At 66.8% G+C, this 13138-nt stretch carries 11 protein-coding genes and 1 pseudogene; 5 read left to right on the top strand and 7 right to left on the bottom strand.

Annotation, left to right across the window (positions count from 1 at the left end):
• Positions 1–9: 9 nt before the first annotated feature.
• Positions 10–975, bottom strand: a complete 966-nt coding sequence (locus BO226_RS23055; protein WP_060653912.1) for an oxygenase MpaB family protein — start codon at positions 973–975, stop codon at positions 10–12.
• Positions 976–979: 4 nt separating this feature from the next.
• A complete protein-coding gene (locus BO226_RS23060) occupies positions 980–2515 on the bottom strand; it encodes an aldehyde dehydrogenase family protein (RefSeq protein WP_071936161.1) in 1536 nt (511 codons plus the stop codon).
• A 130-nt stretch (positions 2516–2645) separates the two neighbouring features.
• Between BO226_RS23060 and BO226_RS23065 the strand changes: the two genes are divergently transcribed.
• Together BO226_RS23065 and BO226_RS23070 are read left to right on the top strand one after the other, a co-directional pair.
• A complete protein-coding gene (locus BO226_RS23065; RefSeq protein WP_198040587.1) occupies positions 2646–3395 on the top strand; it encodes a GntR family transcriptional regulator in 750 nt (249 codons plus the stop codon).
• An 80-nt stretch (positions 3396–3475) separates the two neighbouring features.
• Positions 3476–4333: an oxygenase MpaB family protein gene (locus BO226_RS23070; protein ID WP_071936163.1), complete on the top strand. Its 858-nt coding sequence runs from the start codon at positions 3476–3478 to the stop codon at positions 4331–4333.
• Positions 4334–4399: 66 nt separating this feature from the next.
• Here BO226_RS23070 and BO226_RS23075 read toward each other — a convergent pair whose 3' ends face one another.
• From BO226_RS23075 to BO226_RS23085, 3 genes and pseudogenes are all read right to left on the bottom strand, one after another.
• The gene (locus BO226_RS23075) at positions 4400–4876 is read right to left on the bottom strand and encodes a DUF4334 domain-containing protein (RefSeq protein WP_071936164.1); all 477 of its coding nucleotides are present in this window, start codon (positions 4874–4876) and stop codon (positions 4400–4402) included.
• A 220-nt stretch (positions 4877–5096) separates the two neighbouring features.
• Positions 5097–5534: pseudogene (locus BO226_RS26835) on the bottom strand (alcohol dehydrogenase catalytic domain-containing protein); the annotation flags it as partial.
• Positions 5531–6808, bottom strand: coding sequence for a TetR/AcrR family transcriptional regulator (locus tag BO226_RS23085; RefSeq protein ID WP_064061158.1), 1278 nt, complete (start codon positions 6806–6808; stop codon positions 5531–5533). The pseudogene BO226_RS26835 and the gene BO226_RS23085, both read right to left, overlap by 4 nt.
• A 254-nt stretch (positions 6809–7062) precedes the next feature.
• Between BO226_RS23085 and BO226_RS23090 the strand changes: the two genes are divergently transcribed.
• The 3 genes from BO226_RS23090 (at position 7063) to fadD5 (ending at position 10733) form a co-directional block, all read left to right on the top strand.
• A complete protein-coding gene (locus tag BO226_RS23090) occupies positions 7063–8052 on the top strand; it encodes an NAD(P)H-dependent flavin oxidoreductase (protein WP_071936165.1) in 990 nt (329 codons plus the stop codon).
• The gene (locus tag BO226_RS23095) at positions 8049–8828 is read left to right on the top strand and encodes an enoyl-CoA hydratase (RefSeq protein WP_071936166.1); all 780 of its coding nucleotides are present in this window, start codon (positions 8049–8051) and stop codon (positions 8826–8828) included. The genes BO226_RS23090 and BO226_RS23095 overlap by 4 nt, the downstream gene beginning before the upstream one ends.
• A 306-nt stretch (positions 8829–9134) precedes the next feature.
• On the top strand, positions 9135–10733 hold the full coding sequence (gene fadD5 / locus BO226_RS23100) for a fatty-acid--CoA ligase FadD5 (protein ID WP_006552459.1): 1599 nt from the start codon (positions 9135–9137) through the stop codon (positions 10731–10733).
• Positions 10734–10919: 186 nt separating this feature from the next.
• Here fadD5 and BO226_RS23105 read toward each other — a convergent pair whose 3' ends face one another.
• Together BO226_RS23105 and BO226_RS23110 are read right to left on the bottom strand one after the other, a co-directional pair.
• Positions 10920–12068 carry a hypothetical protein gene (locus BO226_RS23105; protein WP_071936167.1) on the bottom strand — a complete coding sequence of 383 codons (1149 nt, stop codon included), beginning with the start codon at positions 12066–12068 and terminating at the stop codon, positions 10920–10922.
• Positions 12068–13003: a metal-dependent hydrolase gene (locus BO226_RS23110; RefSeq protein WP_071936168.1), complete on the bottom strand. Its 936-nt coding sequence runs from the start codon at positions 13001–13003 to the stop codon at positions 12068–12070. Before BO226_RS23110 ends, BO226_RS23105 begins: the two co-directional genes overlap by 1 nt.
• Positions 13004–13138: the final 135 nt, after the last annotated feature.

Below are 13138 nucleotides of genomic sequence, written 5' to 3' on the forward strand. Positions count from 1 at the left end.
GTCGGTGCGTCAGTGTTCGACGCCCAGATCGTTCGGACGGTAACCGAGGGGGTAACCCGGATACGTCCGGTTGGTGGCGTTGCCCGCCGACAGCGACACGCGTCGCTTCGGCAGTCGCCGCACGAACGCCGACCGTGCCCGCAGCGCGCCCTCGACGATCTCCGTCAGCTGCGGTGAGCTCTTCGGGAAACCGAACGCCGACGCCATGCGGTCGTCGATCAGCGCGAAAACGACCTTCTCGATGCCCTTGTTCAGCACCTTCGGGTACCACGACTGGAACAGGCGCAGCGTGTAGGTGCCGATGGCGTGGTTGTCGTCGCTGTAGGTGAACTTCTCGCGCTCGTATTCGAGCTTGAACCGGTGGAACTCCTGGAACGACTCCGGGATGTCCTTGATGCCCATCCGGATGCCCACCTGGCGGTAGAAGTAGAACGACGCCAGCCGCTCCTTCGGGTGCAGGCGACGCCACCCGTAGCGGTCGATCCAGTCGAGCGGGTCGTACACGAAGGTCGACAGGACGTACAGCATGTCGTCGTTGTCGATCGAGTACTTGCCGTGCATCCGGTTGATGTTGCGCAGCGACTCGCGTCCCCGCTCGGCGTCGTAGCCGTGCTCGACCAGCTCGGCCATCAGCAGCGCCGTGTCGTCGTACCGCTTCTGCGGCCGCTTCTCGAACTCGCCGGTGCGGGCGAGCAACTCCGAGATGCTGGGCACGCAGTACGTGCGGAAGAGGGCGAACTCGAGCGACCGCTGGTAGTCCCACGGGAACTCGTAACCGGCGGTGATCCGCACGATGTCCTGGTGCTGCGTGACCGGGTCGAGCTCCTCGATCACCTCGACCCAGCCCATCCGCCCACGCTTCGGGTGCGGGTCCCTGTTCGGGGGTGGGAACGTACCGGCCTTCTCGATGCGTGCCTCGGGCTTCGCGACGACGGCGGCCTTTCGGCTGCGAGTGCGCGGGGGAGTGGTCGTCATCGGCTCACCTTCCGTGCATGAACTGGAGCATCGCTCGCGAGATTTTCAGATCGCGCTCCGGACGCTCGAGGCTCATGAGTTTGAGCGGCGAGCTGAACTTCGCCACCGTGACCGACTTGGGACGGCTGAACTCGCGCAGGCCGTCGGCGCCGTGGATGCGGCCGAAGCCGGACTCGCCGATGCCGCCGAAGGGCAACGAGGCGATGGCGGCGAAGCCGAGCACCGAGTTGACCGACACCATGCCGTTGCGCAGGCGCTCGGCGAGCTGACGGCCTTTCTTCTTGTTGCGCGTGAAGATCGACGCACCGAGACCGTAGTTCGTGCCGTTCGCGCGTTCGACGGCCTCGTCGAGGTCGCGAACCTTGTTGACGACGACCGTCGGGCCGAAGGTCTCCTCGCACACCGCGGCCGAGGTCTCGGGCACGTCGGTGAGGATGACGGGCTCGACGATGCGCTCCTGCACCGAATCGAGTCCGCCGAGGACGGCCTTGCCACCGGACTTCAGGGCGTCCTCGATGTGACTGCGCACGATGTCGACCTGGCGCGGAAGCGTCATAGGGCCGTAGGTGGAGTCCTCGTCGCCGCCCGGCTTCGCGCGCCGGACGGTGGCGGTGAGCTTGTCGAGGAACTCGCGGTAGACAGGCTCCTCGACGTAGATGCGCTCGACGCCCGCGCAGGTCTGGCCGGCGTTGCCGAAGGCGCCGAAGGCGGCGAACTCGACGGCCTCGTCGATGTTCGCGTCGGCCGCGACGATCATCGCGTCCTTGCCGCCGCATTCGGCGACGAGCGGGGTGAGCGACTCGGCGCACACCGCCATGACCTTGCGGGCGGTGGGGCCGGAGCCGGTGAAGGCGACCTTGTCGACACCCGAACGCACGAGCGCCGAACCCGTCTCACCGAGACCGGTGATGACCTGGAAGACCGGCTGGGTGGGGGCGATCGAGTTCCACTTGTCCTCGAGCCACTTCGCAACACCGGGGGTGAGCTCGCTCGGCTTGAAGACGACGGCGTTGCCGGCGGCCAGCGAGTAGGCGATCGAACCCATCGGGGTGTACACGGGGTAGTTCCAGGGGCCGATCACGCCGATGACACCGAGGGGCTTGTACTCGAGGGTCGCGGCCTGGTTGAAGCTCGCGACGCCCGAGGGCACCTTGCGGGGCCTGAGCACCTTCTTGGCGTTCTTGGCCGCCCAGTCGAGGTGCTCGACCGCCAGCATGACTTCGAGGAAGGCGTCGCCGAAGGGCTTACCGGTCTCCTTCGCCACCACCGATGCGAGCGAGGTCGCGTCGGATGCGATGGCCTTCTTGAACTCGAGGAGCCAGTCGCGGCGGCCGCGGAAGCCCTGCGCCTCCCACCAGCGCGCGGCGACGCGGGCGCGCTCGACGGCCGCGCCCACGGCGGCCTCGTCGGCGACCGGATACTCGGCGATCACCTCGCCGTTCCGGGGGTCGAGGCTGGCGAAGGTGTCGGTGTTCGCTGCCGTGGATGCCTTGTCCGAGCTGCTCTTCGCGTTCTTCGGACTGGTGAGGTTCTGGGTCATGTTCGACACTTCCTGGTGAACCACATCACATATATTTGATGTGATAGCTGTAGTGGACATCACATTAGGCGTTCGCGGGACAATTGGACAACCCCCGTGCGCAGTTGTCCGGATTCCTACAGGAGACACGATGGCGGCACCGACACGTAGCCCCGGGACAGCGGCGGATCACGCTGCGGCATCCCGACGTTCGGAGGGGGCCGTACGGCGCCGTCCGCAGCTTTCCGACGAGGTGGCCGGTCACCTCCGCGGCTCGATCATGTCCGGCGTGTTGCGTCCGGGCGACTTCATCCGGCTCGACGAGACCGCCGTCGAACTCGGCGTCAGCGTCACCCCGGTCCGGGAGGCGCTGCTGACGCTGCGCGGGGAGGGGATGGTCGAATCCGCCCCGAACCGCGGCTACCGGGTCTCGCCCCTCACGCGCGGCGACATCGACGACATCTTCTGGCTGCAGGGACAGATCGCCGTCGAGCTCGCGCTCCGAGCGGTCGACCGTGCCACGCCGGCCGACCTCGAGCGTCTGTCCGAACTCAACGAGAGGCTGCGCAGGCTCGTCGTTGCCCCGGAGGGAGTGACACCCGACATCGAGCGGATCGCCGACGCGGAGTTCGACTTCCATCGCGAGCTCAACCGCATCGCCGACAGCCCCAAGCTCGCGTGGTTCCTCAACACCGCCGCGCGCACGATTCCGTACCGCCTCTACGCGCGCGACGCCGAGTGGGGAACGCTCGCCATCCGATCGCACACGAAGCTGATCGAGGCGATCGCCGCGCAGGACCACAGCGAGGTGATCACGCAGACTCTGGTGCAGTTCGAGGACGCGGCCGCGCGTCTGGTCGCCCACCGCGAGCGAGCGGGTGTCGATTCGCCTCCCGGATAGGCACTTGCATATCTGAGTACGGGTGTGCGCAATTTGTATGACAGTGCTGCACCAGTGCTTTCACCATCAGGAGACCTCCGATGACGACCCACGCCGAAGAGCGCGTCCCCACCGTCACCACCGACGAACCGGTGGCGACCCCCGCTCCGCTTCCGGCGGGCTCGGTCGAACTGGCCGACTTCGTCGGAGAGTCGATGCTCCTGCTCGGCGCCGGCGCGACGGTCCTCCTGCAGCTGGCATCGCGCGGTGTCGGGCACGGCGTCGCCGGTCACAGCACCACCCTGCAGCGGCCGCTCGACCGGTTGCGCACCACGATGACCTACGTCTACGCGGTCACGCTCGGTACTCCCGAGGAGAAGAAGCAGATCGTCCGGATGGTCAACAAGGCGCACGTCCCGGTGCGCTCGGAGACCTACAACGCCTTCGATCCCGAACTCCAGTTGTGGGTCGCCGCAACGCTGTACCGTAACGGTGTCGACATGTACCGGCGGATGTTCGGGCCTGTCACCGATGCCGACATCGAACGCATCTACCGCCAGTCCGCGGTCTACGGCACGGCCCTGCAGGTCGAGGACGATATGTGGCCGAAGACGCGGGAGGAGTTCGACAGGTACTGGGACGAGATGATCGCGACCTTCGAGGTCGACCGGAAGGTGCGTTCGTTCACCCGCGATCTCCTCACCGGCGGTGACGCCCCGCTTCCCGTTCGCGCCCTCGTGCCGCTGCAGCGCTTCATGACGATCGGTCTTCTCCCGCAACGCATGCGCGACGAATTCGCGCTGCCGTGGAGCCCGCGCGACCAGCGGCGCTTCGACCTGTTCTGGAAGGTGGTCCCGCCGATCTACCGCGCGGTGCCCAGGCCGATCCGACAGCTGTCGGCCACCTACTACCTCAACGACATGCGCCGCCGAATGAAGGCGCACGGACACGTCATCTGAGCTCTCCGCCGAGAACGCCGAGTGGCCGGACGCGCGTCCGGCCACGGTGCGTTTCCCGTCCGACGATCACACGGCGGTGTCGCGTTCGAGACCGAACCAGTAGTGCTCGCCGTCGTCGAACACCAGCGAGCCCTTGCCGTTCATCACCCCGACGACGGTGTCGTCGTCGACCTTCTTGAAGTGGTCGAAGACCGGCATGCCGTCGTAGACCATCGTCGCCGTCACCTCACCGCGGAAGACGATCTCCCACAGGCTCGCTTCGCCGCGTCCGGTCTTCGTGTCGGAGAACAACTCGCCGTCCTCGCCGTAGCACACGAGCGGCTGGACCTCGGACACCGACGCGAACGTCTTTCCGTACCACCGCGACCTGCCGAGCAGTGTGTGGGTGCGGTGCCCGGTGTCGAAACTGTAACCCTTCCACCGGTATCCGACGAGATCGTCGAGGCGTGCCGGAGTGAGATGCTCCCAGAGAGCATCGAGTTCGCGAGGATCGATCCGGTCGGTGCGGGCGCGCAGTTCCTCGAGTCGCTGGACGACGTTCATGTGTTCCCCCGGATGTCGAAAGTGAGTACGGCTCTGATGATCTCGCCGGAGTCGACAGCGGCGAGAGTGTCGTCGAGTTTCGTGAAATCGAAGGTCTGCACGAGTTCGTCGAGCGGAAAGTGCCCGTCGCGCCACGGCGCGGCCAGTTCGGGAAGGAGACACCGGGGCTGGTCAGCGACGACAGTGCCTGCCGGATCACGGATTCGGCGCCCACGGACTCCACCGCATCGCCGGCACCACCGCCGGTGAGGCGACGCAGATGGCGTCCGAGGTCGTCGTGATCGTCGGGGGAGAGGACCTCGGTGGCCCCGAGCGATCGCGCGAGCCCGTGCCGTCGTGGATCGGGGGCGACGCCGATGATGTGCTCGCACAAGGAAATCCGTTCTGTCATCACCGCGGCCGTGCCGACGGCGCCGAGATCGAAGACGACGATCGTCGAATCCTGTTCCGTGACGACTCCGGCACCCTCGTGTCCCGGTACGACGGGCCTCGGGACGGGAACGCCTCCCGCGGCGGCGGTGAGGTCGGTGTGGCAGATCCCGACCCCGTGGATCTGTACGAGCACTTCGTCGTCGCGCAGTTCGGGCACGGTCACGGTCTCGAGCCTCAGCGGTGCACCGTACTCGCGGAGTACCGCTGCGGCCCTGGTGCGGGTCATCCCACCGCCTCCGGCGAACCGGTGTCGCCGAGCAGTACCGAGAGCATCAGTTGCTGCACCCTGCGCTGCCGGGAGGGGGTGGGCAGGAAGTGCACGAGGTTGCCGGTGTCGAGCACGAGGTTGAGCGCGGCGTGCACGAGGAAACGGCATTCGACGGCGGGCAGCTCGGGGCGGAGCTCCCCGACCAGACGGGCCCATTCCTCGATGTTGAGCCGCTGGATGTTCCGCAGGTCGCTGCGATGGTGCGCGGGCAGGTTGCCGATCTCGGCGAAGTACACCGACATCAGTTCGCTGTTCTCGAACGACATCCGGACGTACGCCTCGGTGAGGACGTCGAGGGCCTGCGCGGAGGTCGTCGAGTCGGTGAGCGTTTCGCCGATGATCATCGCGACGCGATCACCGGCCCGGTGGAAGGCGGCGGCGAGCAGATCGGCCTTGCTCGCGAAGTGACGGTAGACGCCGGACGCGTTGATACCTGCCGCAGCACCGATCTCCTCGATGCTCACCTCGTGATAGCCCCGGGCGTCGAAGAGCAGCACGGCCTCGTGCAGGAGGACCTCGCGCTTGTTCGCCACGGACAACCCGCCCGGCTCGGGAGTCGGTGCGGGTTCGTCGATGTCGGGCACCAGGTCGGTTGCCGCGACCGCTGTGCACGCGTCGAGCAGCAGCTGCTGCAGGCGCCGGTTGGACAGCGGAACGCGGTGAGTGGTGATGGAGCCGATGACGCTGAGCATCGCGCTGCTGAGCAGCACGTAGTCGTCGTCGGTGAGATCGGGCCGCAGCCGCGCGGCCGTGCGGGCGAGATGGCGGTTGAGTGCCCGCGTCTTCGAGCGGATCTCACTGTGGTCCTCACCCGTGAGGTAGCGGCGTTCCCAGCGGTACAACCCGCCCGTCCGGCGGTTCTCGATCGTGGTGCGGATGAGCGCGAGGAGTTTGCGTTCGAGCTCCTCGGCGGCGGCGAGTCCGGTGGCGTTCGCTCCGCTCTGCTCGTCGAACTCCGCGAGGGCGGCACCGAGGGCGTCGGCGAGGGTGACCACGGCGTGGTGGAACAGGGCGTACTTGTTCGGGAAGTGCCGGTACAGGGCGGGGCCGGAGATGCCGACGGCAGTGGCGATCTCGTCGATGCTCACGCCGTGGTAGCCGCGTTCGCTGAACGCCTCGGCCGCGACCGTGGCGATCTGTGCTTTGCGGTTCTTCGGCCGGCGCCGCACGGTGGGGGTCGGGGTGCCGGTCTTGGCGGCTGTGCGTGCCCCGGCCTGCGCTTGTTCGGGCACCCTGCCTCCTCGTCGTGGATCCTGTTGCCGGCCGCGATGTCGCGGTGAATGTTCGTCGGCCTCAAAGGTAACAGTCGAACCCCCTGCGGAGAAACACTACTTTTGGGTAAGAATGGCCAAAACTGCAGGGTAGAACGTATTGACAAACCAGCACCCAGACCGCAAAGTTAGCACCAATTCTTCAGCTGCGTCACCGCTGGGCGCATACGGAACCGTCACGACAGCGGCACTTTTCGAAGGACCGAGGAGGACTCGTGAGAACCCGATTCACCGAGATTTTCGGGGTGGAGCATCCCATCGTCCAGGGAGGCATGATGTGGGTCGGCCGCGCCGAACTCGTGGCCGCCGTGGCGGAGGCGGGAGCGCTCGGCTTCATCACTGCACTGACCCAGCCCACCCCGGAGGATCTCGTCCGCGAGATCGAACGGACACGCGAACTCACCGACAAGCCGTTCGGCGTCAACCTCACGATCCTGCCGTCGATCGATCCGCCGCCGTACGCCGAGTATCGCCAGGCGATCATCGACTCGGGCGTGAAGATCGTCGAGACCGCCGGCTTCAACCCGGCCGACCACCTGCCGCACTTCAAGGACGCCGGCATCAAGGTGATCCACAAGTGCACGAGCGTGCGGCACGCGGTCAAGGCCGAGCGCATCGGCGTGGACGCCGTGAGCATCGACGGCTTCGAGTGCGCCGGGCACCCGGGCGAGGACGACGTTCCGGGCCTGATCCTCATCCCCGCCGCGACGAGCAAGCTCGACATTCCCGTGATCGCGTCGGGAGGCATCGCCGATTCCCGCGGGCTCGTGGCGGCACTCGCGCTCGGCGCCGACGGCGTCAACATGGGCACCCGCTTCATGTGCACGGTCGAATCGCCCGTGGCCCACGAGGTCAAGGAGCAGATCGTCCGCAACACCGAACTCGACACGAAGCTCATCTTCCGCACGCTGCGCAACACCGCTCGTGTCGCCACCAACGCGGTGAGCGAAGAGGTCGTCGAGATCGAATCGCGCGGAGCCGAATTCGGCGACATCGCCCACCTGGTCGCCGGCGCCCGAGGCCGCAAGGTCTTCGAGGACGGCGAACTCGACGCCGGCATCTGGACGGCCGGGCAGAGCCAGGGGCTCATCCACGACATCCCCACCGTCGGAGAACTGGTCGACCGCATGGTCGCCGAGGCGGAGGCCATCATCACGGGTCGCCTGAACGACATCGCCGGTGCAGATCGGGCGGTGCGCGCATGACCTCGACCACCACCGAGAGCCTGCGGTCCGAACTCGCCGACGGCATCCTGCGACTGACCATCACGCGTCCGCGCCGGATGAACGCGATCGACCTGACCACGATGAAGACGCTGAGCGACGCGGTGAAGGCGGCCGGCGACGACGAACGCGTCCGTACGATCGTCGTCACCGGTGAGGGATCGGCGTTCTGCACGGGCGCGGACCTGGCTGCGGGAGCGGCGGATCCGCAGGACCCCGGTGTCGTCATGGACACCGCCAACGAACTGGTCCGGACGATCGCATCCGTCCCGGTGCCCGTCGTCGCGGCGGTCAACGGTCCCGCGGCGGGCGTCGGTGTCTCGATCGCCCTCGCGGCCGATCTCACCTACGCGGCCGAGAGCGCGTACTTCCTGCTCGCCTTCGTCAACATCGGACTGATGCCCGACGGCGGCGCGAGCCTGCTGGTTCCGGCCGCGATCGGGCGGGCCCGGGCCGCCGAGATGGCACTGCTCGGCGAGCGGGTGTCCGCGCAGGACGCCGACCGGTTCGGGTTGGTCGCCCGCACCCTGCCCGACGCCGAACTCGCCGCGCACGTCGACGCCGTCGCCTCGCGGACCGCATCCGGTCCGCGACGTGCCCTGGAACTGACGAAGCGGGCCCTCAACGCCTCGACGCTCGGCGAGCTCGACGCGGCGCTCGCGCGGGAGAAGGACGGTCAGATCGAGCTCCTCGGCTCAGCCGACTTCGCGGAGGGTGCCATGGCGATGCTGGACAAGCGTCCCGCTCGCTTCGCCTGACGGGACGATCCTTTCCGGCATGGTTCTAGGAGGATCGACAAGGAACTTTCCGGACGGGAGTAGGAACCGACGTGCTCGTCGAACACCCGCTCCCGTCCGGTGAAACCAACGCTCGACCAGTGTTTTCTGCCTCTTTCACCCGTTCTCGCTCGGCGACGACGCCTGGAGCGAGGCGGTCCGCATTCGTGGAATCTCCATTAACAAAAGCTCTGGCCCAAACCGTTCCGGGTCTGTAATGTGCCTCACACATCGACGGCTCGGAACAGGCCGTGCCCGCACTCCCGCCACGTCACGAGAGGATCATCGATGGTTCCCCCCTCTGTCGTTTCCGAAGCGGTCGGCTCCGACGCCACCCGCTTCCGTAGCAACAACTGGAACAATCAGGTGGCGCGCCACGCCCTGATGATTCCCCATCGCACGGCCTTCCGATTCCGCGGCGAGACCATCACCTGGTCGCAGCTGGACACGCGTGTCGAGAAGCTCGCCGATGCACTCTCGCGTCGCGGCATCGGCTTCGGCGACCGCATCATCATCCTCATGCTCAACCGTCCGGAGTACGTCGAGATCGTGCTCGCGGCCAACGCCCTCGGTGCCATCGCCGTGCCGGTGAACTTCCGCCTCACCGCACCCGAGGTCGCCTTCCTCGTGGGCGATTCCGGCGCCACGGCGATCGTCGCGGAGGGGCCGCTCGTCCCGCTCGCCGCCGCCGCGCGTGGCCAGGCGGAGGGCATCGAACTGTCCATCACGGTCGGAGTCGAGCCGGAAGGCGACTCGCTCTCCTACGAGGCACTCGTCGCCGAAGAGGGCGAACCCCACCCGCCGGTTGAGATCCCGAACGACACGCCCGCGCTCATCATGTACACCTCGGGCACGACGGGCCGGCCCAAGGGCGCCGTGCTCACCCACTCCAATCTCGAAGCGCAGTCGCTCACCTGCATCCGGGCCTTCCGTCTGTTCGACGAATCGGGCATCGGTTTCTGCGCGTCGCCGATGTTCCACATCGCGGCCCTCGGCTCGATCGCGCCGAGCCTGATGCTCGGCACGCCCACCGTCATCCACCCGGTCGGCGCCTTCGACCCTGAGGAACTGCTCGACGTGCTCGAGGCCGAGAACGTCACCAGCCTGTTTCTCGTGCCGGTGCAGTGGCAGGCGATGTGCGCCGCGCAGCAGGCCGAGCCGCGGAAGTTGAAGCTGCGCAACATCTCCTGGGGTGCGGCGCCGAGCTCCGACACGATCCTGCGGGCCATGGCGGAGACCTTCCCCGATGCCTTCAACGTGGCGGTCTTCGGCCAGACCGAGATGTCGCCCATCACCTGCGTGCTCGACGGCGACGACGCCATCCGCAAACTCGGCTCCGTGGGCCGGGTCATCCCCACAATCCAGGCGCGTGTGGTCGACGACGAGATGAACGACGTCGCTCCCGGTGAGGTCGGCGAGATCGTCTACCGCGGTCCCACCATGATGCGCGAGTACTGGAACAACCCCACCGCTACCAGCGAGGCATTCTACGGCGGATGGTTCCATTCCGGCGACCTCGTGCGCGTCGACGAGGAGGGCTTCGTCTACGTCGTCGACCGCAAGAAGGACATGATCATCTCGGGTGGCGAGAACATCTACTGCGCCGAGGTGGAGAACGTCCTGTTCGGGCACCCCAAGGTGCTCGAGGCCGCGGTCATCGGTCGCCCCGACGCGAAGTGGGGCGAGGTGCCCGTCGCCGTCGTCGCGCTGAAACCCGGCAACGACGACCTCACCCTCGACGAGCTCCAGCCGTACCTGGACGAGCACCTCGCACGGTACAAGCACCCCAAGGAGGTCGTGATCGTCGACGCCCTGCCGCGCAACGCGAGCGGCAAGGTCGTCAAGGGTGAACTCCGCGGCGGTCTCCCCGCCGTCGCCCAGGGCTGATCCCCGGCTCACTCCTCGTACGAACGAACGGGGACCGGACCACTGCGGTCCGTGTCCTCGTTCGTCGTCGTGCCGGAGGGACGCACCGACGCGACCCGCTTCGTCATCACATTGAAGCGGGTCGGCGACCGGTGGTTGCTCGACGGAGCCGACGCGCGGTAGCGCGGGCCGGCTCCGTCGGATCTGTCAGGCCTCGGTGAGCGTCTTCGATGCCGTGTCGTCCGGACTCGCATCGGCCTCGCGCGGGACGGTGAAGGTCGCAGCGACACAGGCGATCGCGACGACGAAGCACGCCACGGTGTACCACAGGCTGCCGATCGGGTCGCCCGCCTCGGTGACCCCGTCGACGGCGGAGAACCAGTCGGGCAGAGCGCTGATCCACAGCACGGCCATCACGGCGAGATAGGCGACGGCGTACCAGCGGACGAGGTCGTTCGAATAGGGCCGATCCGTGGGTGTACTCCGCAGCCGGGACCACTGGCGTGAGAGCACGTAGATCGCCACGATCGACAGGATCACGAGTTCGGCCGCGTAGATCGTTGCCCGAACCGTCGTGCTGCCCATGCCGATGACGGTCGCCGGCGCAGGGAGGATCACCACACCCACGGACGCGAGTAGTCCGACGGTGACCGTGCGCCAGGTCAGTTCGAGCCCGCCGAAGGTGCGACCGGCGTCGATGTGCCGGCCGACGAAGAACTGCGCGCAGAATGCGAGCGACATCGGCCACAGGGCAGCGAAGACCACGACGCTCGGGAGCGGAACGGAGTCGAAGAAGGGCTGGTTGATCGGGTTGTCGAGCGACCACTCCCACCACCGCAGCTGCGGTCCGAGGTGATCGAAGATCTCGTAGAAGGCGTGGTGGACGAAGCCCACGCAGACGGCGCCGACGACGGTGCCGTACTGCCGGAACACCCCGAGCATCCGAACGATGTCGAACGCGATCGTCGCCATCATCGGGTAGATCGCGATGATGTACAGCGGCAGGCGTCCCCACATGAACTCGACGGTGAACACGTTGTGCGCGAACATCGTGTCGAGGTAGTCCTCCACGCCGAAGGCGTCGGGGAAGTACAGCAGCGGTTCGATGATGAACAGGAACGCGAGGGTGCCGAGCCAGACGACGAGGTTCGTGGCGTCACCGGTGCGCCGCAGCCGGACGATCGCGTACACGAGCATCAGCACCGCCCCGAGCACGATGGTCAGCTCGAGGACGGGCAGCGTCCAGTTCTCCAGCGCGAACGGGCTGCGCAGTTCGAAGATCCCCCCGGCTTCGTCGCACGAGAATCCGAGGCGGGTCGAGAGGTCCTCAAAGGTGGGCGAGCACAGGTCCGACATCAGTTGTTCCTCCCGCCCACGGTTTCCGCCGTGTACCAGTGCGAGACGTCGTAGCCTTCGTCGAATCGACGGAACCACACGTCGGCGAGGGCCGGCAGCTTCTCGTGGTCGGGATTGTGCTTGGGCATCTGGCTGCGGATGATGCCCACCAGCGCGACGAGCTGTTCGCCGAGCGGCAGGACGTCGAAGGCGCGCGGCATCGGGCCGTGATCCTGGTACTGGAGGAACGGCAACCGGCGCCGCAGGTTCTGCTTACGGCGGTGCGATGCGAACATCGACATCGTGTCGATCTTCCGTTCCTGCAGCGGCACATGCTTGTTGAAGCCCTCGCACGCGATGGCGATGACGTCGAGCACGTGCTTGAACACCGAGGGGGCCTGACGCATGCGGTACAGATCGCTGCCGACCACCGCGTCGAAGATGATGAGCGCCGAACTGCGGTGTTCGACCTCCTCGACGAAATGCCAGATGAACAACGACGCGACCCGGTCGTCGCCGGGGCGGAAGAGCGCCGAGTCGTTGTCGAGCATGAGCTTGAAGACGGGGGTGAAGGTCGCCTCGAGGTCGGCGGTGTACGCGAGGCGGTACTCGGCGGAGGTCTCGGCGGTGAGCTTGTCGAAGGCGCCGATGACGTCGTCGAGCGTCTCCTGCAGTCCCGGATAGCTCTTGATCAGCCCCTTCACGTGTTGCCGGTGGGCGGTGGAGTGCTGCCCCTCCTGGTACATGAAGGCGTTGGCCTCTTCGAGGACCTCGGGATCGGTGATGCGCGGGGTGATCTCGCGGATCATGTTCACGATCATCTTCTCGAAGCCGATCGCGAGGAACGAGACGGCGTTGGCCATGCTCGAGAAGGCCGGGTTCTCCTCGTTCCACAGGAACGGCACGTCGTAATCCGCGAATGCGAAACGCATCTTGCGGACCTGCAGGTTCGTCATGGGGCGGTACCTCGTCTCGTCGACGCCGGGCTGGCTGTGGACCTGTTTCGGGACACGGTCGGGAGGACCTCTAACGAGCCGGGAGGCCCCGATCGGCGTGACCATACACGAAATGCGTCATGTGTATGATAGGTG

Source organism: Rhodococcus sp. 2G (genome assembly GCF_001886355.1).
GTDB classification, from domain to species: domain Bacteria; phylum Actinomycetota; class Actinomycetes; order Mycobacteriales; family Mycobacteriaceae; genus Rhodococcus; species Rhodococcus pyridinivorans.

Bases quoted from the DNA above. Each gene is read 5' to 3' on its own strand.
- BO226_RS23055 (WP_060653912.1), bottom strand. From the start codon at position 975: ATGACGACCACTCCCCCGCGCACTCGCAGCCGAAAGGCCGCCGTCGTC.
- BO226_RS23060 (WP_071936161.1), bottom strand. From the start codon at position 2,515: ATGACCCAGAACCTCACCAGTCCGAAGAACGCGAAGAGCAGCTCGGAC.
- BO226_RS23065 (WP_198040587.1), top strand. From the start codon at position 2,646: ATGGCGGCACCGACACGTAGCCCCGGGACAGCGGCGGATCACGCTGCG.
- BO226_RS23070 (WP_071936163.1), top strand. From the start codon at position 3,476: ATGACGACCCACGCCGAAGAGCGCGTCCCCACCGTCACCACCGACGAA.
- BO226_RS23075 (WP_071936164.1), bottom strand. From the start codon at position 4,876: ATGAACGTCGTCCAGCGACTCGAGGAACTGCGCGCCCGCACCGACCGG.
- BO226_RS23095 (WP_071936166.1), top strand. From the start codon at position 8,049: ATGACCTCGACCACCACCGAGAGCCTGCGGTCCGAACTCGCCGACGGC.
- fadD5 (WP_006552459.1), top strand. From the start codon at position 9,135: ATGGTTCCCCCCTCTGTCGTTTCCGAAGCGGTCGGCTCCGACGCCACC.
- BO226_RS23105 (WP_071936167.1), bottom strand. From the start codon at position 12,068: ATGTCGGACCTGTGCTCGCCCACCTTTGAGGACCTCTCGACCCGCCTC.
- BO226_RS23110 (WP_071936168.1), bottom strand. From the start codon at position 13,003: ATGACGAACCTGCAGGTCCGCAAGATGCGTTTCGCATTCGCGGATTAC.